The sequence below is a fragment of the Acidocella sp. KAb 2-4 genome (assembly GCF_020567705.1).
GTDB lineage: Bacteria > Pseudomonadota > Alphaproteobacteria > Acetobacterales > Acetobacteraceae > Acidocella.
Genome location: NZ_JAJDJU010000026.1, coordinates 1 through 23,186, shown reverse-complemented (window position 1 = coordinate 23,186; position 23,186 = coordinate 1). Strand labels below are relative to the sequence as shown.

The 23,186-nt window shown below is 67.0% G+C and carries 28 protein-coding genes; 15 read left to right on the top strand and 13 right to left on the bottom strand.

Going from position 1 to position 23,186, the window contains the following annotated elements; translation table 11 throughout:
- Positions 1-12: 12 nt before the first annotated feature.
- The 3 genes from ychF to LI953_RS13370 are packed head-to-tail and all read right to left on the bottom strand — an operon-like array spanning position 13 to position 2,352.
- On the bottom strand, positions 13-1,107 hold the full coding sequence (gene ychF, locus LI953_RS13380) for a redox-regulated ATPase YchF (protein WP_227076594.1): 1,095 nt from the start codon (positions 1,105-1,107) through the stop codon (positions 13-15).
- A 14-nt stretch (positions 1,108-1,121) separates the two neighbouring features.
- Positions 1,122-1,682, bottom strand: a complete 561-nt coding sequence (gene pth, locus LI953_RS13375) for an aminoacyl-tRNA hydrolase (protein WP_227076593.1) — start codon at positions 1,680-1,682, stop codon at positions 1,122-1,124.
- A gap of 19 nt (positions 1,683-1,701) precedes the next feature.
- A complete protein-coding gene (locus LI953_RS13370) occupies positions 1,702-2,352 on the bottom strand; it encodes a 50S ribosomal protein L25/general stress protein Ctc (RefSeq protein ID WP_227076592.1) in 651 nt (216 codons plus the stop codon).
- A 111-nt stretch (positions 2,353-2,463) separates the two neighbouring features.
- Here LI953_RS13370 and LI953_RS13365 point away from each other — a divergent pair, with 111 nt between their 5' ends.
- The 6 genes from LI953_RS13365 (at position 2,464) to LI953_RS13340 (ending at position 8,590) form a co-directional block, all read left to right on the top strand.
- Positions 2,464-3,258, top strand: a complete 795-nt coding sequence (locus LI953_RS13365; RefSeq protein ID WP_227076591.1) for a carbon-nitrogen hydrolase family protein — start codon at positions 2,464-2,466, stop codon at positions 3,256-3,258.
- A 61-nt stretch (positions 3,259-3,319) separates the two neighbouring features.
- Positions 3,320-3,751, top strand: a complete 432-nt coding sequence (locus LI953_RS13360) for a CBS domain-containing protein (protein ID WP_227076590.1) — start codon at positions 3,320-3,322, stop codon at positions 3,749-3,751.
- A gap of 137 nt (positions 3,752-3,888) precedes the next feature.
- Entirely contained in the window at positions 3,889-5,103 is a 1,215-nt protein-coding gene (gene hemA, locus LI953_RS13355; protein WP_227076589.1) for a 5-aminolevulinate synthase, read from the top strand.
- A complete protein-coding gene (locus LI953_RS13350) occupies positions 5,103-5,879 on the top strand; it encodes an SDR family NAD(P)-dependent oxidoreductase (protein ID WP_227076588.1) in 777 nt (258 codons plus the stop codon). The genes hemA and LI953_RS13350 overlap by 1 nt, the downstream gene beginning before the upstream one ends.
- A gap of 170 nt (positions 5,880-6,049) precedes the next feature.
- Positions 6,050-6,628 (top strand): acetate uptake transporter, encoded by a 579-nt coding sequence (locus tag LI953_RS13345; RefSeq protein WP_255643184.1) that lies wholly within the window; start codon positions 6,050-6,052, stop codon positions 6,626-6,628.
- 78 nt (positions 6,629-6,706) lie between these two features.
- Positions 6,707-8,590: an AMP-binding protein gene (locus LI953_RS13340; protein ID WP_227076586.1), complete on the top strand. Its 1,884-nt coding sequence runs from the start codon at positions 6,707-6,709 to the stop codon at positions 8,588-8,590.
- A 48-nt stretch (positions 8,591-8,638) separates the two neighbouring features.
- Here LI953_RS13340 and LI953_RS13335 read toward each other — a convergent pair whose 3' ends face one another.
- Together LI953_RS13335 and LI953_RS13330 are read right to left on the bottom strand one after the other, a co-directional pair.
- Positions 8,639-9,313 carry a nitroreductase gene (locus tag LI953_RS13335; protein ID WP_227076585.1) on the bottom strand — a complete coding sequence of 225 codons (675 nt, stop codon included), beginning with the start codon at positions 9,311-9,313 and terminating at the stop codon, positions 8,639-8,641.
- Positions 9,310-9,762 carry a thioesterase family protein gene (locus LI953_RS13330; protein WP_227076584.1) on the bottom strand — a complete coding sequence of 151 codons (453 nt, stop codon included), beginning with the start codon at positions 9,760-9,762 and terminating at the stop codon, positions 9,310-9,312. Before LI953_RS13330 ends, LI953_RS13335 begins: the two co-directional genes overlap by 4 nt.
- 191 nt (positions 9,763-9,953) lie before the next feature.
- Between LI953_RS13330 and LI953_RS13325 the strand changes: the two genes are divergently transcribed.
- Positions 9,954-10,898: a nitronate monooxygenase family protein gene (locus tag LI953_RS13325; protein ID WP_227076583.1), complete on the top strand. Its 945-nt coding sequence runs from the start codon at positions 9,954-9,956 to the stop codon at positions 10,896-10,898.
- Positions 10,899-10,943: 45 nt separating this feature from the next.
- Entirely contained in the window at positions 10,944-11,684 is a 741-nt protein-coding gene (locus tag LI953_RS13320) for a TlyA family RNA methyltransferase (RefSeq protein WP_227076582.1), read from the top strand.
- A gap of 18 nt (positions 11,685-11,702) precedes the next feature.
- Here the strand turns inward: LI953_RS13320 and LI953_RS13315 are convergent, their stop codons facing one another.
- Both LI953_RS13315 and LI953_RS13310 read right to left on the bottom strand, forming a co-directional pair.
- Positions 11,703-13,307: a phosphoenolpyruvate carboxykinase gene (locus LI953_RS13315; RefSeq protein WP_227076581.1), complete on the bottom strand. Its 1,605-nt coding sequence runs from the start codon at positions 13,305-13,307 to the stop codon at positions 11,703-11,705.
- A gap of 63 nt (positions 13,308-13,370) precedes the next feature.
- Positions 13,371-13,850 (bottom strand): CREG family protein, encoded by a 480-nt coding sequence (locus LI953_RS13310; RefSeq protein ID WP_227076580.1) that lies wholly within the window; start codon positions 13,848-13,850, stop codon positions 13,371-13,373.
- 59 nt (positions 13,851-13,909) lie between these two features.
- On the opposite strand from LI953_RS13310, the gene LI953_RS13305 reads away from it, so the two are divergent.
- From LI953_RS13305 to upp, 3 genes are read left to right on the top strand one after another with little or no spacing between them, the layout of a single operon-like run.
- Positions 13,910-14,611 carry a response regulator transcription factor gene (locus LI953_RS13305; protein ID WP_227076579.1) on the top strand — a complete coding sequence of 234 codons (702 nt, stop codon included), beginning with the start codon at positions 13,910-13,912 and terminating at the stop codon, positions 14,609-14,611.
- Between the two features lie 29 nt (positions 14,612-14,640).
- Positions 14,641-16,245 carry a stimulus-sensing domain-containing protein gene (locus tag LI953_RS13300; protein WP_227076602.1) on the top strand — a complete coding sequence of 535 codons (1,605 nt, stop codon included), beginning with the start codon at positions 14,641-14,643 and terminating at the stop codon, positions 16,243-16,245.
- Between the two features lie 53 nt (positions 16,246-16,298).
- Positions 16,299-16,922, top strand: coding sequence for a uracil phosphoribosyltransferase (upp, locus tag LI953_RS13295; RefSeq protein ID WP_227076578.1), 624 nt, complete (start codon positions 16,299-16,301; stop codon positions 16,920-16,922).
- Here upp and LI953_RS13290 read toward each other — a convergent pair whose 3' ends face one another.
- The gene (locus tag LI953_RS13290) at positions 16,923-17,417 is read right to left on the bottom strand and encodes a DUF2244 domain-containing protein (RefSeq protein WP_227076577.1); all 495 of its coding nucleotides are present in this window, start codon (positions 17,415-17,417) and stop codon (positions 16,923-16,925) included.
- Positions 17,418-17,459: 42 nt separating this feature from the next.
- Between LI953_RS13290 and nth the strand changes: the two genes are divergently transcribed.
- Positions 17,460-18,140, top strand: a complete 681-nt coding sequence (gene nth, locus LI953_RS13285; protein WP_227076576.1) for an endonuclease III — start codon at positions 17,460-17,462, stop codon at positions 18,138-18,140.
- Between the two features lie 3 nt (positions 18,141-18,143).
- Here nth and LI953_RS13280 read toward each other — a convergent pair whose 3' ends face one another.
- The gene (locus LI953_RS13280; RefSeq protein ID WP_227076575.1) at positions 18,144-19,346 is read right to left on the bottom strand and encodes a pyridoxal phosphate-dependent aminotransferase; all 1,203 of its coding nucleotides are present in this window, start codon (positions 19,344-19,346) and stop codon (positions 18,144-18,146) included.
- 226 nt (positions 19,347-19,572) lie between these two features.
- Between LI953_RS13280 and LI953_RS13275 the strand changes: the two genes are divergently transcribed.
- Positions 19,573-20,004 (top strand): hypothetical protein, encoded by a 432-nt coding sequence (locus tag LI953_RS13275; protein ID WP_227076574.1) that lies wholly within the window; start codon positions 19,573-19,575, stop codon positions 20,002-20,004.
- 64 nt (positions 20,005-20,068) lie between these two features.
- Positions 20,069-20,434, top strand: a complete 366-nt coding sequence (locus LI953_RS13270) for an FKBP-type peptidyl-prolyl cis-trans isomerase (RefSeq protein ID WP_227076573.1) — start codon at positions 20,069-20,071, stop codon at positions 20,432-20,434.
- A 12-nt stretch (positions 20,435-20,446) separates the two neighbouring features.
- Here LI953_RS13270 and LI953_RS13265 read toward each other — a convergent pair whose 3' ends face one another.
- The 3 genes from LI953_RS13265 to rpmI form a co-directional block, all read right to left on the bottom strand.
- The gene (locus tag LI953_RS13265) at positions 20,447-21,283 is read right to left on the bottom strand and encodes an EcsC family protein (protein WP_227076572.1); all 837 of its coding nucleotides are present in this window, start codon (positions 21,281-21,283) and stop codon (positions 20,447-20,449) included.
- 123 nt (positions 21,284-21,406) lie between these two features.
- Positions 21,407-21,775: a 50S ribosomal protein L20 gene (gene rplT / locus LI953_RS13260; RefSeq protein ID WP_227076571.1), complete on the bottom strand. Its 369-nt coding sequence runs from the start codon at positions 21,773-21,775 to the stop codon at positions 21,407-21,409.
- A gap of 15 nt (positions 21,776-21,790) precedes the next feature.
- The gene (rpmI, locus tag LI953_RS13255; RefSeq protein WP_227076570.1) at positions 21,791-21,994 is read right to left on the bottom strand and encodes a 50S ribosomal protein L35; all 204 of its coding nucleotides are present in this window, start codon (positions 21,992-21,994) and stop codon (positions 21,791-21,793) included.
- Between the two features lie 172 nt (positions 21,995-22,166).
- Here rpmI and LI953_RS13250 point away from each other — a divergent pair, with 172 nt between their 5' ends.
- Positions 22,167-22,715: a regulatory protein RecX gene (locus LI953_RS13250; RefSeq protein ID WP_227076569.1), complete on the top strand. Its 549-nt coding sequence runs from the start codon at positions 22,167-22,169 to the stop codon at positions 22,713-22,715.
- Here LI953_RS13250 and LI953_RS13245 read toward each other — a convergent pair.
- On the bottom strand, positions 22,699-23,186 hold a 488-nt coding region (locus LI953_RS13245; protein WP_227076568.1), incomplete at its 5' end, for a hypothetical protein. The two genes, LI953_RS13250 and LI953_RS13245, sit on opposite strands and share 17 nt — an antisense overlap.

Genomic DNA, 23,186 nt, shown 5'->3' with positions numbered 1-23,186 from the left:
GACCCTACCTGCTCAGACGTTGAAGCGGAAGAGCATCACGTCGCCATCCTTGACGACATATTCCTTGCCTTCGACACGCAGCTTGCCCGCTTCGCGCGCCCCGGCCTCGCCCTTGCAGGCCACGTAATCGTCAAAGGCGATGGTTTCCGCGGCGATGAAGCCGCGCTCGAAATCGCCATGGATGACGCCCGCCGCGCCTGGCGCCTTGGCGCCGTTGATGATCGTCCAGGCGCGCGTCTCCTTCGGCCCCACCGTGAAATAGGTGATCAGCCCGAGCAACGCGTAACCAGCGCGGATGATGCGGTCGAGGCCGGAATCCTCCAGCCCGAGATCGGCCAGGAACCCGGCGCGGTCCTCCTCCGGCAGCTGCGACACCTCGGCCTCGATCGCCGCCGAGATGATCACATGCCGCGCCCCCTGGGCGGCGGCCATCTCGGCCACGCGGGTGGAGAATGCATTGCCGCTGGCGGCGGCGGCCTCCTCGACATTGCAGACATACAGCACCGGCTTCGAGGTGAGCAGATTGAGCCGCTTCACCGCTTCCTCCTCGCCCTTGGGGATGGCGGTGCGCGCGGGCTTGCCCGCCTCCAGCGCGGCGATCAGCGGCTCGACCAGCGCCAGCTCGGCGGCGGCCAGCTTGTCGTTGCTCTTGGCCTTCTTTTGCAGCATCGGCACGCGCTTGGTCAGGCTCTCAAGATCGGCGAGCATCAGCTCGGTCTCCACCGTGTCGGCATCGCGGACCGGGTCCACCGAGCCCTCCACATGCGTCACGTCGGAATCCTCAAAGCAGCGCAGCACGTGCACGATCGCGTCCACCTCGCGGATATTGGCCAGGAACTGGTTGCCCAGCCCCTCGCCCTTGGAGGCGCCGCGTACCAGCCCGGCGATATCGACGAATTCCAGGCTGGTCGGCACCACCTTTATGGATTTGCCGATTTCAGCCAGCTTCTCCATGCGCTTATCCGGCACCGCCACCCGGCCGACATTCGGCTCGATGGTGCAGAACGGATAATTCGCCGCCTGCGCCGCCACCGTCGCGGTGAGCGCGTTGAACAGGGTGGACTTGCCGACATTCGGCAGGCCCACGATGCCGCAATTAAAACCCATATCCTCGCGCCTCCTTAAGCCTGCGCCACTCGCGCCAAAAATTGTTCTGGCTTGCCCGCGGCCAGCAGATCAGCGTTATCGGCCACCGCGTCGAGCAATGGCAGCAGCCAGGTTTCCGATTTGGAAAAATCCCCCAGCACATGGCCGGTCACCCGCGCCTTGTCGCCCGGATGGCCAATGCCCAGCCGCACCCGCCAATATTCCGGCGTGCTCAAATGCTTGTCGATGCTGCGCAGCCCGTTATGCCCGGCATGCCCGCCGCCTTTTTTGCACCGCACGGCGCCAGGCGGGATATCCAGCTCGTCATGAAACACGGTGATCGCGGCAGGCTCGATCTTGTAAAACGCCGCCGCCTCCTGCACCGCCTCACCCGACAAATTCATGTAGGTCATCGGCTTCAGCAGCAGGACACGGTGCAGGCCGATCCGCCCTTCAGCGGCCGTCCCCTTAAAACGCGGCCGCCACGGGCTGAACCCGTGGCGGAGCGCAATCGTATCCACGGCCATGAAGCCGATATTGTGCCGGTTGCGCGCCATGCCCGGTTCCGGGTTTCCAAGGCCAACCCATAACAGCATGGCGCGGCGCTAAACGGCGTTACTTCTTCTTGCCGCCCTTGCCGGCCTTCGCGGCGGCAGCGGCGGCGGCAGCGGCAGCGTCGGCGGCCAGCTGCTCAGCGGAGACGGTCGGCGGCGCCACGGTGGCGATCACGAAATCGCGCCCGATGATCACCGGCTTGCAGTTCTCCGCGCCCTTGAGGTCGTGCCAGCGGATATTGTCGTTGATATCCAGCGTGCCCAGATCGGCCTCGAATTTCTCCGGGATGTGGTCGGGGTCGACCTCGACCTCCACCTTGTGGCGCACGATGTTGAGCACACCGCCGCGCTTCAGGCCCGGGCTGGTGGCTTCGTTCAGGAAGCTGACGGCCACGGCCACGCGCACGCGCTCACCGGCGGCGAGGCGCTGGAAGTCCACATGCTCGGGCTGGTCGGTGACCGGGTGAAACTGCACGTCGCGCATCAGCGCGCGGCTCTTCTGTCCGTCCACGGAAATCTCATACAGGCGCGAACGCCAGCCGCCGCGCTTCAGCTCGCGCATCACCGCGCGCGGGTCGAGCGCGATGAGGCTCGGTTCCTGGTTCGCACCATAAATCACGGCGGGCACCTTGCCCTCACGCCTCGTCGCCCGCGCCACCCCCTTGCCGGCACGCGGACGCGCAAAGGCCTCGATCACTTCAAAATTGGCCATCATACGCTCCTACAAACAACAAAAGCCGGCCTCCAGGGGTGCCGGCGGGGCCGGGTTTAGCGACTTTCGACGATCTTTTCAACAAGCCCCGGCCGGGCTTAAGCTGGCCCCATGAAAATCGCGCTGTACCAGGGCCCCGGCCATATCAACAACATCCCGGCCGCGTTCGGGCACATGGAGGCCCGGGCCCGCGAGGCCAAGGCCCAGGGGGCGGATCTGCTGATCCTGCCCGAGATGTATCTCTCCGGCTATAATATCGGGCCGGAGGCCGCCCTGGCCCAGGCAATGACCGCCGAGGGCCTCGCCCCGGCGCGGCAGATCGCGCGCGAGACCGGCATCGCCCTGGTGTTCGGCTACCCGGAGAAAGTGGGGGCGCAAGTCGCCAATTCCGCCGTGCTGATCGGGCCGGAGGGCGATCTCCTGCTCAATTACCGCAAGACGCATCTGTTCGGCGATCTCGACCGCGCCATGTTCAAGGCGGTGGGCGACGCGTTTCCCGTGGCCGAGCTGGGCGGCTTCAAGATCGGGCTGCTGATCTGCTACGATATCGAATTCCCCGAGCCGGCCCGGCGCCTCGCCTTAGCGGGGGCGGAAATCCTGCTCATCCCCACCGCGCAGATGCAGCCCTATGAGCAGGTCGCCCGCCATGTGCTACCCGCGCGCGCCTATGAGAACCAGGTTTATACCGCCTATGCCAACCATAGCGGCGATGATGACGGGTTGTCTTATGTCGGCCTCTCCAGCCTGTGCGGCCCGGATGGCACGGTGCTGGCCATGGCCGGGCGCGGCGAGGAGATGCTCTACGCCGAGGCCAGCCACGCGCATCTCGCCGCGGTGCGCGCGGCCGACCCGTTCTTCACCGACCGCCGCCCGGTGCTATACGGCCCGCTCGCGCAACCGAAATAAATAATTGCGCCCTGGCGCTCCCCTGCCCATACTCAACCTCCGGGTACAAGGGAGAACAGCCATGACTGTCCGACAGATTCTGCGCAACAAGCCGTCCGGCTTCATCTCTGTCGCGCCGGAGGCGCGGATCACCTCCGTGATCGCGACACTGGCGGAGCGTGGCATCGGCGCCGTTCTGGTGCTGGATGCCGGGCGGCTGGTGGGCATCCTCTCGGAGCGCGACATCGTGCGCAGCCTGGCCAAGCATGCTCAGGAGACGCTGGACATGACCGCCACCGCGCTGATGACGCCCAATCCCACCACCGGCACCCCGGAAACCACCGTGGCCGAAGCCATGGAGGTGATGACCAATGGGCATTTCCGCCATCTGCCGATCATGGAAAACGGTATCCTCACCGGCCTCGTCAGCATTGGCGACGTGGTGAAGGCGCGCATCGACCAAAGCCAGTTCGAGGTCGACTCCCTGCGCACCTATGTGAGCGGCCGCTCCTGAACTCTCCTGAGGACATTGGAAGCGGGCACCCTGCCCGCTCCTTCCCGCCCCGCTCAACCCTGGGCGTTGATATACGTCATTGACTCCGGCCCGGCGGATGCCCTTTTTGCCTGAGGTTCAGCGACGCACGGGTTCCGATGCACAAGTTTCTGGTTAAATGCGACGAGGCTCTGGCCGAAATTTCCGCCCAGGGGCGCTACCGGCGCTTCGTGGCGCTTGAAAAACTGGTCGAGACCTTCCCCTATTACCGTGTCACGATGGAGGGCAAAACCAGGGATATCCTGGTCTGGTCCACCAATGATTATCTCGGCATGGGCACCGATCCGGTGGTCATCGAGGCCGCGGTGGATGCCGCCCGCCGCTACGGCGCCGGGGCCGGGGGCACGCGCAACATCGCCGGCTCCAGCCCGCTGCATGTGGCGCTGGAGGAGGAGCTGGCCGACCTGCACGGCAAGGACGCGGCGCTGCTGTTCACCTCGGGCTATGTCTCCAACCAGGCGAGCCTGACCGCGATCCTCAACGCCCTGCCCGACTGGCACGTGTTCTCCGACGCGCAGAACCACAACTCGATGATCGTCGGTATCAAGGGCGGGCGCCAGGCCACGGTGCATGTGTTCAAACACAACGACATGGCCGATCTGGAGGCGAAGCTCGCCGCCGCGCCCAAGGACGCACCAAAGCTGATCGCCTTCGAGAGCGTGTATTCGATGGATGGCGACATCGCGCCGCTCAGCGAGATCTGCGACCTCGCGGATAAATACGAGGCGCTCACCTATCTCGACGAGGTGCATGCCGTGGGCATGTATGGCCCGCAGGGCGGCGGCGTGTCGGAGCGCGACGGCGTGGCCAACCGCATCACCATCATCGAGGGCACGCTGGCCAAGGCCTATGGCTGCCATGGCGGCTACATCACCGGCGATTTCAAGGTGCTGGATTATATCCGCTCGGTCGCCGCCGGGTTCATCTTCACCACCGCCCTGCCGCCGCCCACCGTGGCCGCGGCGCTGGCCTCGATCCGCTCCCTGCGGCAAGACGCAGCCCGCCGCGCGCTGCTGTTCAACCGGGCGGAGACGCTGAAGGCCAAATTCGCCGCCGCCGGGCTGCCGGTGATGCCGAGCACCAGCCATATCGTGCCGCTGATGATCGGCGACGCCGCCAAGGCCACCGCCGTCTCCATGCGGCTGATCCGCGAATTCGGCATGTACGCGACGCCGATCAACTACCCCACCGTGCCCAAGGGCACTGAGCGCCTGCGCTTCACCCCCGGGCCGAAGCACACCGACGCGATGATGGACGAATTGGTGGCGGCGCTGTGCCAGATCCTGCACCCGGCCGAGGCGGCGCGCGCCTGATGGAATTGGGGCTTGCCGGCAAGGCGGTGCTCGTCACTGGCGGCTCCAAGGGCATCGGCCTCGCCTGCGCCAAAGCGTTTCTGAACGAAGGTGCGCGCGTGGCCATCTGCTCGCGCAGCCAAGCCAATCTCGACATCGCGCTGGCCAGCCTGCCCGGCGCGCTGGGCTTCGCCGCCGATCTGACCGCCGCCGAGGACGCAGCGGCGATGCTCGCCCAGGTGGAGGCCGCGCTCGGCCCGCTCGATGTGCTGGTGAATTCCGCCGGGGCGGCCCGGCGGGTGGCGCCGGAGGCACTCACCCCGGCCCTCTGGCGTGAGGCCATGGACGCCAAATTCTTCAGCTACATCAATGTCATCGACCCCTCGGTGAAGGGCATGGCGGCGCGGGGCGCCGGCGTCATCGTCAATATCATCGGCAATGGCGGCAAGGTCGCCAATCCGGTGCACATCTCCGGCGGCGCGGCCAATGCCGCGCTGATGCTGGCCACCGCCGGGCTCGCCGCCGCCTATGGCCGCCAGGGCGTGCGCGTCGTCGGCCTCAACCCCGGCCTCACCGCCACGGGCCGGGTCACCGGCTTCCTCGCCGCGAATGCCGCGCGTGAGGGCATCACCACAGAGGCCGCGCTGGAACGCGCGGTCGCCCATATCGGGCTTGGCCGCATGGCGGCGCCCGAGGATATCGCCAACATGGCGGTTTTCCTGGCATCAGGCCGCGCCGGCTATGTCTCCGGCGTCACCATCTCCATGGACGGCGTGCAGACCCCCACCGTCATCTGACATAAACGCATAGCTGGTCTGTCCTAAAACGATACAGTGGACCGGACCACTTTACGCAACATTTTGCCATTCGACCAGAATCTGCCATAACCGCAACGGTCGTGATGCACTATCATGCACCACAAATGATAAAAAATTGCGTTAACAAGTCCAGTTGGAGGAAGACACGTATGAAACTTGCCAACCCGGCTCCCCTCGGGCTCTTCGGCTTCGCGCTCACCACATGGCTGCTCAGCATGGCGAATGCCGGGCTCCTGCCTGAGGGCGCGCTGATGCCGCTGGTGCTCGCCATGGCCTTCGCCTTTGGCGGCACCGCCCAGTTCTTCGCCGGGATGATGGAAATGGCCAGGGGCAACACCTTCGGCTTCGTCGCCTTCTCGTCTTACGGCGCGTTCTGGTGGAGCTTCGCGCTGTTCGTGAAGTTCTTTGTCGGCGACATCCCCTCCACCGTGGCCGGGGCCGATGTCGGCGCCGCCGTCGGCTGGTATCTGATCATCTGGGGCGCGCTCACCACCGCCATGTGGATCGGCACCTTCGCGCTCAACCGCGCGGTGTTCCTGGTCTTCACCGCGCTGGTGCCGACCTTCTTTCTGCTCGGCTTCGGCAAGCTGCTGGGCATGCCCGCGCTTGGCACCATTGGCGGCTATGGCGGCCTGATCACCGCCGCCCTGGCGTTCTATACGGGGGCCGCGGAAGTCATCAACGAGGCGCATGGCAAGACCGTGCTGCCGCTTGGCGCCCGGAGCTGATCCGGCGCGACTCAGGGGCGGCCTTTTGGCCGCCCCTTTTTATTTGTTGATACGTTCAGGACCTGAGAGAGACCGAGGATGACCGCCTACACCGCCCTGTATGCCGGCTGGCAAGCCAACCCCGAGGCCTATTGGGCCGATTGCGCGAACCTGATTTCCTGGGACGAGGCGCCCGAGCAGATCTTCGACGGCGCCATCGGCCCCTATGGCGCCTGGTTCCCCGGCGCCATGCTCAACACCTCGTTCAACTGCCTCGACCGCCACGTGCAGGCTGGGCACGGCGAGCGCACCGCCATCATCTGGGACAGCCCGATGGAGGGCAAGCTGCTCAAGATCACCTACGCCGAGGCGCTCGCCCGCGTCGAGAAGATCGCCGGCGCGCTGCGCAATCTGGGCGTGCAAAAGGGCGACCGCGTGGTTATTTACATGCCGATGGTGCCCGAGGCGGCGTTCTCCATGCTTGCCTGCGCGCGGCTGGGGGCGATCCACTCCATGGTGTTCGGCGGCTTCGCCCCGCCCGAGCTGGCGGCGCGCATCTCGGATGCCAAGCCCAAAGCCATCATCGCCGCCTCTTGCGGGCTGGAGCCGGGGCGCGTCATCGCCTACAAGCCGATGCTCGACGCCGCGCTCGGCCTCTGCGACCACAAGCCGGAGGCCTGCCTGATCTTCCAGCGCCCCGCCTGCCGCGCCGAGATGACCCCTGGGCTGGACCACGACTTCATCGCCGCCGAGGCCGCCGCCGCGCCCGCCGCCCCGGTGCCGGTCGAGGCCACCCACCCGCTTTATATCCTCTACACCTCCGGCACCACCGGCCGGCCGAAAGGCGTGGTGCGCGACAATGGCGGCCATGCCGTGGCCATGGCGCAGAGCATGAAGACGACCTTCGGCGTCGGCGCGGGCGAGGTGATGTGGGCCGCCGCCGATGTCGGCTGGGCGGTCGGACATTCCTATGTGGTCTATGCGCCGCTGCTGGTGGGCGCCACCACCATCATCTACGAGGGCAAGCCGGTCGGCACGCCGGATGCCGGGGCGTTCTGGCGCGTGGTCGAGCAGCACAAGGTGAAGAGCATGTTCACCGCGCCCACCGCGCTGCGCGCCATCAAGCAGCAGGATTTCGCGGGCGAGCATCTGCAAAAATACGATCTCTCCAGCCTGCAGGCGCTGTTTCTGGCCGGTGAGCGCTGCGACCCGCCAACCGCCGTGTGGATCCAGAAGCTGCTCGACAAGCCGGTGATCGATAATTGGTGGCAGACCGAAACCGGCTGGCCGATCACGGCGCGTTTCCTCGGCCTGGGCCTCACCCCGTTCAAGCCCGGCTCCGGCGGACGCCCCTCGCCGGGCTACGACGTGCAGGCCCTGGACGAGGCGGGCGAAGTCCTGCCGCGCGGCACGGTCGGCAATCTCTGCATCCGCCTGCCCATGCCGCCCGGCTGCGGGCCGACGCTGTGGCAGAATGAGGAGGGCTACCGCAACGCCTATCTCACCGCCTTCCCCGGCTGGTACCGCACCGGCGATGCCGGCATGGTCGATGAGGATGGCGATGTGTGGATCATGGGCCGCACCGACGACATCATCAACGTCGCCGGGCACCGGCTCTCCACCGGCGCCATGGAAGAGGTGGTCGCCAGCCATAAAGACATCGCGGAATGCGCGGTGATCGCCCGCTCCGACGACGTGAAGGGCGAGATCCCCTGCGGGCTGGTGGTGCTGAAGGCCGGGGTCGAGCGCGATCCGAAACAGGTGGAGGCCGAGCTGATCGCCCTGGTGCGCGAGAAGATCGGCCCGGTCGCCGCCTTCCGCGAGGTGATGGTGGTGCCCCGCCTGCCCAAGACCCGCTCGGGCAAGATCCTGCGCGCGGCGATGAAGAAGATCGCCAATGGCGAGCCAGTGACCGTGCCCGGCACCATCGAGGATGCCAGCGTGCTGGACCAGATCCGCGAGGCCTTCGCCGCCCAAGGCTAAGCCAAACGCGGCGGGCCGGCCCGAAACCGGCCCGCCGCCCGGCGCGGGTTAAAACCCGCGGATCGTGCAGAAATCGGCGAGTTCGGCGCGGTCGGTGCACAGCGCGTTCACCGGCGCCGCCTCATCCGGGTAGCCCAGCGCCATGCCGCCGAGCAGGATCTGCCCCTCGTCGAGCTCCAGGAACTCCGCCACCGTCTCCGGCCACGCCGCCCAGCACGCCTGCGGGCAGGTGCCCAGCCCGCGCTCCACCGCCAGCAGCATGATGGTCTGCATCAGCATGCCCATATCGGCCCATTGCGCGAGGCCGAAACGCCGGTCGAGCGAGAAGAACAGCGCCACCGGCGCGTCGAAGAACGCGAAATTGCGGGCGAATTGCGCCAGCCGCGCCGGCTTGTCCTCCCGCGCCACGCCGATGCTGGCGTAGAGATCCTCACCATTCTTGAAGCGATAGCTGCGGTGCGGCTCCCACAGATGCGGCGGATAGACCTGATATTGCGGGGCCTCCTGCGCCCCGGCCTCACGCCGGGCGCGGATCAGCGCGCGGAACTCATCCAGCGTCGCACCGCCCAGCACATGCAGGCGCCAGGGCTGCACATTCCCGCCCGAGGGCGCGCGCCGCGCCGTCTCCAGCAGCTCCTCGACCAATTCGCGCGGCACCGGCTTGGGCAAAAACGCCCGCACCGAGATCCGCCCCGCCACCGCCGCGCTGACCGAAACGCTCACTGCCCGCCGCCAAAGTTGAAGCGCAGCAGGGCGGCGCGCTCCTCGGCGGTGAGCGGCGCGGCCTTGCCGTGCGGCGCCTTCACCATCACGCCATCGGCCAGGGCGAAGCATTTGCCGTTCTGAAACGCCGCGTGGCCGAACTGGAAGGAGGATTTGCCCGCGCGCAGGATCGCGGTGCCGACCTCGACCTCGCCCGGATAATAAGCCTGGGCGATGTAATCGATGATCCCCGACGCGAACAGCATCAGCCGCTCGCTGGACGGATTGACCAGCGCATCCGTGCCGAACACCTCGATCAGGCAGGCGGCGCGGCCCTCCTCGATATAGCGCGCGATGGCGACATTATTGACGTGGCGGAAGCTGTCCATGTCCGCGAACAGAACGCGGGAGGTGAAGCGCAGCGGATAATTGGCGATATCGAGCCGGGCCGGATCGTCTTGCAGGGCCATGGCGTCAGGCGCCCGCCGCGCGGCAATGGCGATGGAAACCGATGAGCATTCTTCCTCACTCCCGTTACGTGTGTTGGTCTATCCGCCCGAGACTATGGCCCGGCGGCGCGGGCTGTCAAAACCCGCCCCCCGGCTTTACCGCGCCGCTCAGGCGCGAGAAGATGGCACCAACAACGACACAGGATACGCCAATGCCAATGCCCGAACTCTTCCGCGGCCGCCTTTCCGTTCCCGTCATCGCCGCGCCGATGTTCATCATCTCCCGCCCCGAGTTGGTGATCGCGCAATGCCGCGCCGGGGTGGTGGGATCCTTTCCCTCGCTCAACGCCCGCCCCTCGGGCACGCTGGAGGAATGGCTGCAACGCCTGCGCCGGGAGCTGACGGCGCAGGACGCGCCCTTCGCGGTCAACCTGATCGTGCATAAGAGCAACACACGGCTGGCGGAAGATCTCGCCCTGATCGTGAAATACCAGGTGCCGGTGGTCATCACCTCGCTCGGCGCGCGCGCGGATGTGAACGAGGCCGTGCATGCCTATGGCGGCGTCGTGTTCCACGACATCATCAACGACGCCTTCGCGCACAAGGCGATTGAGCGCGGGGCGGATGGGCTGGTGGCGGTGGCCGCCGGGGCGGGCGGGCATGCGGGCACGCAATCGCCCTTCGCCCTGGTGCAGGAGATCCGCGCATGGTTCCAGGGGCCGCTGGCGCTCTCGGGCGCCATCGCCAACGGCAACGCCATCGCCGCCGCGCGCGCGCTGGACGCCGATTTCGCCTATATCGGCTCCGCCTTCATCGCCACCGAGGAGGCGAACGCGGCGCCGGATTACAAGCAGATGATCGTGGCCAGCACGGCCAAGGACATCATCTACACCGACCGCTTCACCGGCGTGCATGGCAATTATCTGATCCCCAGCCTGGAAGCCGCCGGGATCGACCCCGCGAAGCTGCGCGAGGAGGCCACCACGCACATGAATTTCGGCGAGGCCGAGGGCGGCAACGCCAAGGCCTGGCGCGATATCTGGGGCTCTGGCCAGGGCATCGGCGCGGTCAAGCAGGTGGTGCCGGCGGCCGAACTGGTGGCGCGGCTGGGCCGCGAATACCGCGCCGCGCTGGCCCGGCTGGCGACCGAGGGCTGAGCGGCCCTTGGGGATCGGGCGCGGATGGATTATGCCCGCCGGACCATGCCCAAACAGCGCGCCGATCTCATGCTCGTCAATTCCGGCCTCGTGGAGTCCCGCGCCAAGGCGCAGGCGCTGATCATGGCCGGGCTGGTCTATGCCGGCACCGCGCGGGTGAACAAGCCCGGCGAGTTGCTGGCCGAGGACGCGCAGCTCTCGGTGAAGGGGCAGGACCACCCCTGGGTCTCGCGCGGCGGGGTGAAGCTGGCGCACGGGCTCGGCCATTTCGGCCTCAGCCCCGAGGGCCGGGTCTGCCTGGATGTCGGCACCTCCACCGGCGGATTCACCGATGTGCTGCTCGCCCATGGCGCGGCCAAGGTTTACGCGGTGGATGTCGGCCACGGGCAACTGGCCTGGAAGCTGCGCTCTGACCCGCGGGTGGTGGTGCTGGAGAAGACCAATGCCCGCCACCTTAGCGCCGAGATCATCCCCGAGCCGATCGGCGCGCTGGTTTGCGATGCCAGCTTCATCGGGTTGCAAACCGTGCTGCCCGCCGGGCTGGCGCTGTGCGCGCCGGGAGCCTTCGCGATCGCGCTGATCAAGCCGCAATTCGAGGCCGGGCCGGGGCAGGTCGGCAAAGGCGGGGTGGTGCGCGACCCGGCCGTGCATGAGGAGGTCTGCGCGCGCATCGAAGCATGGTTCGCCACCCTGCCGGGTTGGACGGTGCTGGGCATCACCCCGAGCCCGATCAAGGGCCCGGAAGGCAATGTGGAATTCCTGATCGCGGCGGTAAAGGCGGGCTGAGGCCCGCCCTTGCTCCGGTCAGGCCGCGGATTTGATCGCGGCGGCCTTCACATCCTCATCGACATGCTCGGCGAAAGTGGTGAAATTCTCGATGAACCGCGCCACCAGCCCGCGCGCCGCCTGATCATAGGCGGCCTTGTCGGCCCAGGCCTCGCGCGGGTCGAGCACCTCATCCGGCACGCCGTTCACCCGCACCGGAATAGCGAGGCCGAAGAACGGGTCGGTGCGGTATTCCACATTGTTCAGCTCGCCCGCCAGGGCGGCGCGCAGCAGGGCGCGGGTATGGGAGATCGACATGCGCTTGCCCACGCCATAGGCGCCGCCGGTCCAGCCGGTGTTCACCAGCCAGCAATTGGCGCCATATTGGTTGATGAGCTTTTGCAGCAGCTTGCCGTAAACCTGCGGATGGCGCGGCAGGAAGGGCGAGCCGTAGCAGGTGGAGAAGGTGGCCTGCGGCTCGGAGCCCAGCCCCTTCTCGGTGCCCGCCACGCGCGCGGTGTAGCCCGAGAGGTAGTGATACATCGCCTGCGCCGGGGTGAGGCGCGAGATCGGCGGCAGCACGCCAAAGGCATCGGCGGTGAGCATGATCACGTTCCGGGGAATGCCGCCGCGGCCAGACAGCTCGACATTGGGAATGAACTCCACCGGGTAGCAGGCGCGGGTGTTCTCGGTGAAGGTCTTGTCGGTGAGGTCGAGATGGCCCTGCGCGTCAGCCACCACATTCTCCAGCACGGTGCCGAAACGGTGCGTCGCCGCCCAAATCTCGGGCTCGCTCTTCTGGCTGAGGTCGATAACCTTGGCGTAGCAGCCGCCCTCGAAATTGAACACGCCCTCGGGGCCCCAGCCATGCTCGTCATCGCCGATCAGGCGCCGCGTCGGGTCGGAGGAGAGGGTCGTCTTGCCGGTGCCGGAGAGGCCGAAGAACAGGGCCGCATCCTCGGCCGGGCCGATATTGGCCGAGCAATGCATCGGCAGCATGCCGCGCTCGGGCAGGATCCAGTTCATCACGGTGAAGATGGATTTCTTGATCTCGCCGGCATACTCGGTGCCGGCGATGACGATCACCTTCTCGGCGAAGGAGAGCGCGATGGCGGTGGCGGATTTCACGCCGTCAATCGCCGGCTCGGCCTGAAAGTCCGGCGCGTGCAAAATCACGTAGTCGGGCGCGAAACCCTCCAGCTCCTCGGCCTTGGGGCGGATGAACATGTTGCGCGCGAACATCGCGTGCCAGGCGCCGGTGGTGACAAGGCGCACGCGGATGCGGTGGCTGGGGTCGGCGCCAGCATAAAGATCCTGCGTGAACAGCTCGCGGCCTTGCAAATAGGCCTGCACGCGCCCCTTCAGCACCTCGTATTTCTCGCGCGGCAGGCGCTGGTTCACCTTGCCCCACCAGACATCGCCGCTGGTCTCCGGCTCATCCACCACGAATTTGTCGGCCACCGAGCGGCCGGTATGCACGCCCGTGCGCACGATCAGCGCGCCATCGGCCGAGAGCCGCCCCTCGCTCTTGCGCAGCGAATGCGCGACCAGCGCGGGCGCCGTGAGATTGGCATGCACGGGCCCCGTGGCGCGGACGCCGGTGCCGGCAAGGGCCTGGTCGGTTGCGGAGTTGGAATGGGTCACGGCGCGTCCTCTCGTTATCAAGCTGAGATCACCCGGCCTTCATAAGCAGGCGGACACGCGGCATCAACCTTTTACCAAACCCCCAAATTGAGAAATTTCATGCTGCAATGCGGTAAAATTCAAGCGCAATGCCCGCCCGAACCCCCCGATATACTGCACGTCATGGACGAAAATTTTCCAAAACTCGAAATCTTGGAAATCCACATATTGCGCCGCATAAGGATGCGCGGCGAGGTAGCGGGCGCGCGGCGGCGCCTTGGGCACGATGCGGGCCTCGCCGGTCAGGCACAAGCGCGGCGCGGTCTGCGGATTTTCGCTGGCGGCGGCGCCACTGACCAGCAGAGCGCAGGCCGCATGGGCCTTAAGCTGGCGCGTATGCACGGACAGGGCGGAGAGCAGCAGCAGGGGCTGGGCGTCCTCGTCCAGCGCCGGGGTAACGAGCGCGGCATGCGGCACCCCCGCCGCCACCGTGGCCAGCGTGCCCATGCGCGCGCCCCGGAGCAACGCCGCCGCCTCGGCCAATGCCTCTTGATTTACTGCCATAATCCGGTCACTCCCTGTCACCACAAAGGCCGCAAAGCCCAGCCATGGATGCCGCACAGATGAAGCACACAATCGCCCTCGTTGACGATGACCGCAATATCCTCACCTCGGTGCAGATGACGCTGGAGGCCGAAGGGTTCCTGGTCCGCACCTATACCGACGGCGAGTCCGCCCTGCAGGCGCTGCTGGCCAAGCCCGTGGATCTTGCGGTGCTCGACATCAAGATGCCGCGCATGGACGGCATGGAGCTGCTGCAAAAACTGCGCGCGCGCTCGCAAATGCCGGTGATCTTCCTGACCTCGAAGGATGACGAGCTGGACGAGCTGATGGGGCTGCGCCTGGGCGCGGATGACTACATCACCAAGCCCTTTTCCCAGCGTTTGCTGCTGGAGCGTATCCGCGCCCTGCTGCGCCGCAACGACTCCACCCGCGCCGAGGCCACCGGCACCGCCCCGGCCAGCGTGCTCACCCGCGGCGAATTGACACTGGACGAGACCAAGCATCAATGCCTGTGGAAGGGCAAGGACATCCAGCTCACCGTCACCGAATTCCTGCTGGTGAAGGCGCTGGCGCAACGCCCCGGCATGGTAAAATCGCGCGACCAGCTCATCGACGCCGCCTATGGCGAGAACGTGTATGTGGATGACCGCACCATCGACAGCCATGTGAAGCGCCTGCGCAAGAAATTCCGTAATGTCGATGGCGAGTTCGACCAGATCGAAACGCTCTACGGCATCGGCTACCGCTACAAGGACGCCTGATCCTGAACCGCAAACCCCGTATCTCGCGCCTGCTGCGCGACATCCTCCTGGTCAACCTGCTGCCGCTGGCGCTGATCTTCGCGGCGCTGCTCTATCTCGACCAGTATCAGCAGGGTTTGCTGGCGGCGGAAGTCTCCGCCCTGCGCGAACAGGCGCGCATCTATGCCGGGGCCATCGCGCAAACCGCGGTGGCGGTGAATAACGGCACGCCCAGCGTAAACCCCGACCAGGCGCAGCCGCTGCTCTACTCGCTCACCGAGCCCACGCCCAACGCCCAGGCGCTGATCTACGGCACGGATGGCACGCTGATCGCCAATTCCCGCGTACATCCGGGCGCTGGCGGGGCGATCATCACCGAGCCGCTCTCCGCCCCGCCCCCGCCCGGGCTGCTCAACCGCGTCGTCAGCTTTATTTACGACCATCTCTCCGGCTCGGTGACCGGCAATGAGGACGAGTCCGGCATGGTCGGCTCCGGCGCCGGGCAGGACCCGAACACGCTGGGCTGGCAGCCCGATGCCCGCACCGTGCTGCAACTCACCTCCGCCGCCCAGGGCCAGGAAGCCGCGCCCTTTGTGCGGCGCGACACCGAAGGGCTGCTGCTGATAACAGTGGCCGAGCCGATCGAGCGCAGCCAGCAGGTGATCGGCACCGTTTTGCTGACGCGCGAGGCCAATGAGGTCGATCAGGCCGTGCTGGCCGTGCGGCTCTCCATCCTCGGCCTGTTCGCCCTGGCCCTGGCGCTCACCGTGATTGTCTCCTTCTACCTCTCGCGCACCATCGCCAGCCCGATCACCCGGCTCGCCCAGGCCGCCGAACGCCTGCGCGAAGGCCGCGCGCGGACCCAGAAGCTGTCCGAGGCGGTGACCGGCCGTAATGACGAGATCGGCACCCTGGCGCGCACGCTGGAAGCCTCGGCCCAGGCGCTCTGGGCGCGGATGGACGCGATCGAGAAATTCGCCGCCGATGTCAGCCACGAGATCAAAAACCCGCTCTCCTCGATCCGCTCGGCGATCGAGACGCTGACCCGCGTCGAAGACCCGGCCCGCGCCTCGCGCCTGCTCGCCATCATCAGCCAGGACGTGCAGCGCCTCGACCGGCTGATCACCGACATCTCCGACTCCTCGCGCCTGGACGCTGAGCTGTCGCGCAGCAAATACGAGATCGTGGACATGGCGCGGATGCTGTCGGCGCTGGCCGAGATCCACGACGCCACGCGCAAGGAGCATAGCCCGTTCATGGTGGTGGACGCGCCGGCGGCCGGGCTGTTCGTGAGCGGCTCCGAAACCAGGCTGGTGCAGGTGCTGCGCAACCTGATCGGCAATGCCATCTCCTTCTCACCACCAGAGGGCAAGATCTACCTGCGCGGCAAGGAAACGGGCGGGCTGATCGAGCTCGCGGTGGAGGATGAGGGCCCCGGCATCCCCGATGGCAAGCTCGACTCCATCTTCGACCGCTTCTATTCCGAGCGGCCGCAGAGCGAGCAATTCGGCAGCCATTCGGGGCTTGGCCTGTCGATCTCACGCCAGATCGTGGAGGCGCATCAGGGCCGCATCTCGGCCGAAAACCGGCGCGACGACGCAGGCCACATCATCGGCGCGCGCTTCGTCATCCGGCTGCCCAAGGCCGGGGAATAGCCAGCACCGCGGCGGCGGGTTACAGTTTTCTTAACCCCCCGCCCGGAGCCGCCATGCTGACCGTCGTCGCCCACCCGCTGGTGCAACACAAGCTCACCCTGCTGCGCAAGAAAGAGACCACCACCGGCGAGTTCCGCCGTCTGGCGCGCGAGATCTCGCTGCTGCTGGGCTATGAGGTGCTGCGCGACCTGCCACTGGAACCGGTGACGATCGAGACGCCGCTGGAGGAGATGCGGGCCGTGCAGGTGCAGGGCAAGAAGCTGTGCCTGATCTCCATCCTGCGCGCGGGCGAGGGAATTCTCGACGGCATCCTCGATTTGGTCCCCTCGGCGCGCATCGGCCATGTCGGGCTCTACCGAGACCCGGCGACGCATGAGCCGGTGGAATACTACTTCAAGGTGCCGGATGCGCTGGAGGAGCGGCTCTGCGTGGTGGTGGACCCGATGCTCGCCACCGGCCATTCCGCCGCCGCCGCCGTGACCAAGCTCAAACAGGCCGGAGCGCGGGCGATCAAGATGGTCTGCCTGATCGCCGCCCCCGAGGGCGTGGCCGCGTTCGAGGCCGCGCATCCCGACGTGCCTATTTTCGCCGCCGGGCTGGACCGCTGCCTCGACGATCACGCCTACATCCACCCCGGCCTGGGCGACGCCGGAGACAGGCTGTTCGGCACCAAATGATCACAACGGCGGGCCGCGCCAGCGCGCCAGGGCGCGGTTGAGGGCGGCGGCGAGATCCTGCTTCTGCGCCGCGCCCAGCGATCGCCCGATCTCCTGTATGGCATTGGGCGTGCGGATGACCAGGCGCGGCACCGCCCCCGGCCTTTCCTGAAGTTCGGCCCTGGCCCAGCCCGGCGGAACGCTCACCATGCGCGCCCGCCCGGCAGGGGTGATGGTGGTGATCTCGATCTCCTCGCCGCGCAGCCGGATGATTTCGCGCGCCCGCGCGGCGCGGGCATTGAGCCAGAACAGCAACGCCGCCAGGGCGAGATCGGCTCCGTTGAAGCCCATCACCGGCCACGCGCCCAGCAGATACATCAGCGTCGTCACATACAACGAGACCACCGCCATGCCGCCCAGCACCCCCAGCAGCGCCCCGCGCGACAGGCTGCGATGCGGCTTCAGCACGGCCTCGAAATACAGCAAGGGGGCGGGGTTGGCGGCAGCGGCATCCATGCCGCATACATCGTGCATCACCGCCCCAGCCCCAAGGAAAAAATGCCGAAACTGATGAAACGCGCGGATATTCCCGCCTTCCTCACCGCCATCGCCGCCGGCAACCCGGACCCGAAGACAGAGCTGCATTACCAGACACCGTTCCAGCTGCTGGTCGCCGTGGTGCTCTCCGCGCAGACGACTGACGTGGCGGTGAACAAGGTGACACCCGCGCTCTTCACCGCCGCGCCCGATGCGGCGGCGATGGCGGCGCTGGCGGCCGAGGGCATCGGGCCGTTCATCAAATCGATCGGGCTATGGCAGAGCAAGGCGAAAAACGTGGCGGCGCTGGCGGCGCAGCTGCTCGCGCAGCATGGCGGCGCGGTGCCAGGCTCGCGCGAGGCGCTGGAAGCCCTGCCCGGCGTTGGCCGCAAAACCGCGAATGTGGTGCTGAATGAGATTTTCGGCGAGCCGACCATGGCGGTGGACACGCATATCTTCCGCCTCGGCAACCGCACCGGCATCGCCCCCGGCGCCACGCCGCGCGCGGTGGAGGACCAGCTGGTCAAGCGCATCCCCAAGGAGATGCTGAAGCCGGCGCATTTATGGCTGATTCTACACGGGCGTTATTTGTGCAAGGCGCGCACGCCGGAATGCTGGCGCTGCCCGGGGGCCGCCTGGTGCGCCTACCCCGATAAAACCCCGGTGCCGGCGGCGCAAAAGCCCCGCCGCACCGGGAGCTGAGACTTACTTCAGCGCCGCGCAGAAGCGCTGGATACGGGCGCAGGCCTCGCGCAGCGCCTCGGTGGAGGTGGCGTAAGAGATGCGGAAATGGCCGGGATAAACGAAGGCCGAGCCATGTACGGCGGCGACCCCTTCCTCGTCCAGCAGGGCGATGACAAAATCCTCGTCGGTATTGATCTTCGCGCCCTTGGCCGTGGTCTTGCCGATGCAGCCCTGCATCGAGGGGAACACGTAGAACGCGCCCTCGGGCTTGTGGCAGGTCAGGCCCTGGGCCTGATTCAGCATCTCCACCACCAGATCGCGCCGCTCCTTATACACCTTCGTCATCTCGACGAGCGCGTCTTCCGGCCCGTTCAGCGCCGCCACCGCCGCCGCCTGGCTGACCGATGAGGTGTTGGAGGTGGACTGGCTCTGCAGCTTGTCCATGGCCTTGATCAGCGCCACCGGGGCGCCGCAGAAGCCGATGCGCCAGCCCGTCATCGCATAGGCCTTGGAGCAGCCATTCATGGTGATGGTGCGCTCGCGCAGCCGCGGTTCCACCTGCACGATGGTCGCCGGCTTGAAGCCGTCATAAACCAGCTTCTCGTAAATATCGTCGGTGAACACCCAGACATGCGGGTGCTTGAGCAGCACGTCGCAGATCGGGCGCAGATCCTCGGCGGAATACGCGGCGCCGGTCGGGTTGCTGGGGGAGTTGAGGAAGACCCACTTGGTCTTCGGGGTGATCGCCGCCTCCAGATCCTCGGCGCGCAGTTTGAAGCCGTTATTCTGGCTGCACGGCACGAAAACCGGCTTGCCCTCGGCTAGCTGCACGATGTCCGGGTAGCTCACCCAGCATGGGGTGGGGATGATCACCTCATCGCCCGCCTGCACGGTGGCCAGCATGGCGTTGAAAATCACCTGCTTGCCGCCGGTGGAGACGATCACCTCCTCCGGCTTGTAGTCGATGCCCGAATCCCGCAGGAACTTCGCCGCCACGGCCTTGCGCAGCGCCGGGGTACCGGCGACATCGGTGTATTTGGTATCGCCCTTATTGATAGCCTCGATCGCCGCCTGCTTGATATGCGCGGGGGTATCGAAATCCGGCTCTCCGGCGGAGAGGCTGATAATGTCCCGGCCGGCGGCTTTCAGCGCCCGCGCCTTGGAGGAGATGGCGATGGTCTGGCTGGGGCTGATGCGATTCAGCCGGTCGGCGATCAGGGTCATTCTGTTGCGTCTCGATGAAGTTATGCCGCGGGCCTTCTAAACCCTCGGCCTTCCGCACGCAAATCACGAGATTACAACTTGTACGCTTGTTGCACACGCGCTTGCGGCGCGGCGGGAAACGGCATAGGGCGCTGTTACCGGCCCAGGCGCCACGGCGCTGGAACGGTAAGCCGCCATATGAAAAACGCCCGCGGACCTGCGTGGCGTTCTTGCAGGAGATGAAGAAATGAAGGGTTCCAATTTCACCCGGCGTCTGCCCGCGTTCACCGTCGCGCTCGCGCTCGGTTTCGCCCCGGCTGCCTTCGCCCAGACCAGCACCGGCGGCACCATGGCCCCGATGTCGAACATGTCCAGCCCGTCCACGATGGCCCCGGCTGCGCCCGCCACCGCCCCGGCCGCCCCGGCTGCGACGGCCCCTGCTGCGATGGCCCCGGCCATGAAGCCCGCCGCCAAGACCCCGCTGACGAAGGCTGACGAGTTCAAGACCGCCGCCGAAGCCGCCGCGCACTGCCCGGGCGACACGGTGGAGTGGACCACGCTGACCAAGGCGAAGGTCTACCACACCAGCACCTCGAAGTATTACGGCAAGACCAAGCACGGCGCCTATGTCTGCAAGGCCAATGCCGACGCGGCCGGCTATCACCAGGCCAAGAACTAAGTATATTGCGCGCCGGGGCGGTCATCGCGCCGCCCCGGATACCCTTGCGTGGAGGATTTAAAACATGGCCGAGACCGAAATCATCACCCTGCCGTCCGGCGTGCAGTATCAGGACCATGTGACCGGCACCGGCGAAACGCCGAAAAAAGGCCAGATGGTCACCGTGCATTACACCGGCTGGCTGTATGAGAGCGGCGTCAAGGGCCGGAAATTCGACTCCTCGCGCGATCGTGGCCAGCCCTTCACCTTCAAGCTCGGCGTCGGGCAGGTGATTTCCGGCTGGGATATCGGCGTCTCCACCATGCAGGCCGGCGGCCAGCGTACGCTCATCCTGCCGCCCGAGCACGGCTACGGCCAACGCGGCGCGGGCAGCGTGATCCCGCCCGGCGCCACCCTGATGTTCGACGTCGAGCTGATTTCCTTCCAGTAGGCCCGGCGCGGGCTATCCGGCGGCGCGCGGCAGGTATTTCACCGCGCCGCGCCCAGGCCGCCGCGTCACCCGCCGCCGCTCGCGCGCGAGGCGCACCATGTCCTGAAAACAAGCCTGCACTGCGGCCGGCTCTCCCGTCCGCCGCTCGGCTTGGCGCAGGCTAAAATGCACCCGCGCCATGTTCTGATAATACGACGTAAAGGCGTAATTCAGCGCCGCGCCGGTGAACGCGCCCGCCACCGGCACCGCCTGCGCCAGAAATTTTTCCGACAGTGTGATCCCAAGCCGGCTGGCCGCGTTGTTGATCAGCAAATTCACCGTCAGGTGGTTCACACCCAGCCGCGTCACCCAATAGCCGGTCTCCGCGTCATCGTCCGCCGTATCGGGCCCGCCAAACGCGAGCACCTGCAAACAGGCGCGGCGCGTCTCCTCCTCGGCGAGATCCTCGCCGCAATCGCGCGCCACCTGGGCGATGGAGCGTAAAATTGTGGTGGTGGTGAACGGAATATCAAACAGCACACCGGGCAGGCCGACAAAGCCCGAGGCCGCGCCGCTCGCCATCGTCGCCAGCCGGTGCAGCGCATTGCCGCGCGGCGTCTTGGGGCGAGCAAGCTGCGGCACCGCCTCCAGCCCCAACGTGGCATAGCGGTAGCCCGACCATAGCGTGTCCTCGACCGTCTCTTGCACGCGGCGCACAAACTCGGCCCAGGCTGCACCGCCCAAGCGCTCGCCGGCCTGCGCCATGGCGCCGCGCATCGCCTCGATGCGCCGCCCGAACACACCGGCCAGACGCAGCAGCACCCCGCGCGAATCCGCCATGATGACGGCCGCACGCCAAAGCTGCTCCAATTCGTGGGGGGTCAGAAACGGGGCCTGGTCAGCCAGGCCTTCAGGGATAGGAGGAAAATTCTTCATGTCCGGGGAGACGATGCGCCCCGCCCGGACATGAGACAAGTGAAGTTTGCGGAAATCTTATTCCGCGGCGGCGGCGGAAACGCCCTTCACCGCCTGCACGATCTCCGCGAAGGACGCGGGGTCGTCATACGCAATGGCCGCGAGCACCTTGCGATCCAGCTCCAGCCCGGCCTGCTTCAGGCCGAAGATGAACTGGCTGTAGGTGAGGCCATGTTCGCGCACCGCGGCGTTGATACGCTGAATCCACAGCGAGCGGAACTCGCGCTTCTTCACCCGGCGGTCGCGGTAGGCATAGCGCAGGGCCTTTTCCAGGCGCTCCATCGCAATGCGGTAATTCGTCGAAGACCGGCCGACATAGCCCTTCGACAGTTCCAGAACCTTCTTGTGGCGGGCGTGGGTGGTAACGCCGCGTTTCACACGTGCCATGTTATATCCTCCGCCTTACTCGAGACCGTAGGGGGCCCACTGCTTCACGGTCAGGCCGTCAGCATGGGTAAGGACTTGGCTGCCGCGGTTCTGGCGCTTGGCCTTCTGGCTGCGGGCATACAGGTTGTGGCGCTTCTTGCCCGGGCCGGCGAGAACCTTGCCCGTGGCGGTGATCTTGAAGCGCTTCTTGACCGATGACTTGGTCTTCAGCTTCGGCATTTTGGTCTCCTGTCACTTTAACCCCGCTCACACGGGGGTCCCGGATATCGGGGCGGCGGCCAGGCATGCCTAATGGCCCGGACACGCGCGCATCACGTTTTACGGTGAAGCGGGCCGTATAAGGCCAGAACCCCCGCGTGACAAGAGACCGCAAGCGGGGCAGACTCCCGGCATGGCAGGCCCCCCTCCCGATGCCGGAAAACTCTACGAAGCGGCGATGAACCATCTGGCGCGCTACGCCGCGACCGAGGCCAGCCTCGCCCGCGCCCTGGCGCGCCGGATCGACCGCTGGGCCCGCGCGCAGGCCGACGCCGAGCCGGAAGAGACCGCCCGCGCCAGCCGCCGGGCCAAGGCCGAAATCCCCGGCGTGCTGGCCCGGCTGAAGGAGCAGGGCGTGCTGAACGACGACGCCTTCGCCGCCTCACGCGCCCGCCGCCTCACGCGCGAGGGCAAATCCCGCCGCGCCACGCTGGCGCATCTGGCCGCCAAGGGTGTCAAATCCCCTGCCCTGGCCGACGACCCGGAGCGCGAACTCGCCGCCGCCTGCGCCTATCTGCGCCGCCGCCGCGCCGGCCCGTTCGGCGACGCGCCGGAGCAAAAAATCCTCGCCGCCATGGCCAGGGGCGGCTTCGCCCAAAGCGTCGCACGCCGCGCCCTGGCCCTGCCGCGCGAGGAAGCCGAGGCGCTGATCAAGGGCCTCGCCGCTAGCCCGGAATTTTAATGCCCGCCCAGGCTGGGGTCAGGCGCGGGTCGAACCCCGCCGCCCCGGCGGGCGGCAAACGCGACTGGCGGAAAAAATACGCCCGCAACGCCTGCGCCAGATCCCGCTCATCCACCACGGGCTCTGGTCTCGACCCGCCCCCCGCCATCGGCGCCGCCGGCATCACCGCGGGCGCAGCGCCCTGCCTCGCCAACGCCGCCAAAGCCCCAGCCATATGCGCCTCGCGGCGCCCGCCACCCAGCGCGCGCGTGATCACCTCGGGCGACGGCGTCAGCCTTTCCTCCGTCACCGCCAACCGCCGTGGACGCAGCACTCCCGCCGGCACCATCGGCCCGCCCTGCACCGGCGCAAACCCCGCGCGGGGCATGCCCACACTCCGCCCCGGTAAAAATGCCTCCGCGCGCGATTGCACCCGCCCGGCGCGGGCCTGCGCTGCCGCCCGCCGCGCCGTCGCCAGCACCTGTCTCTTAT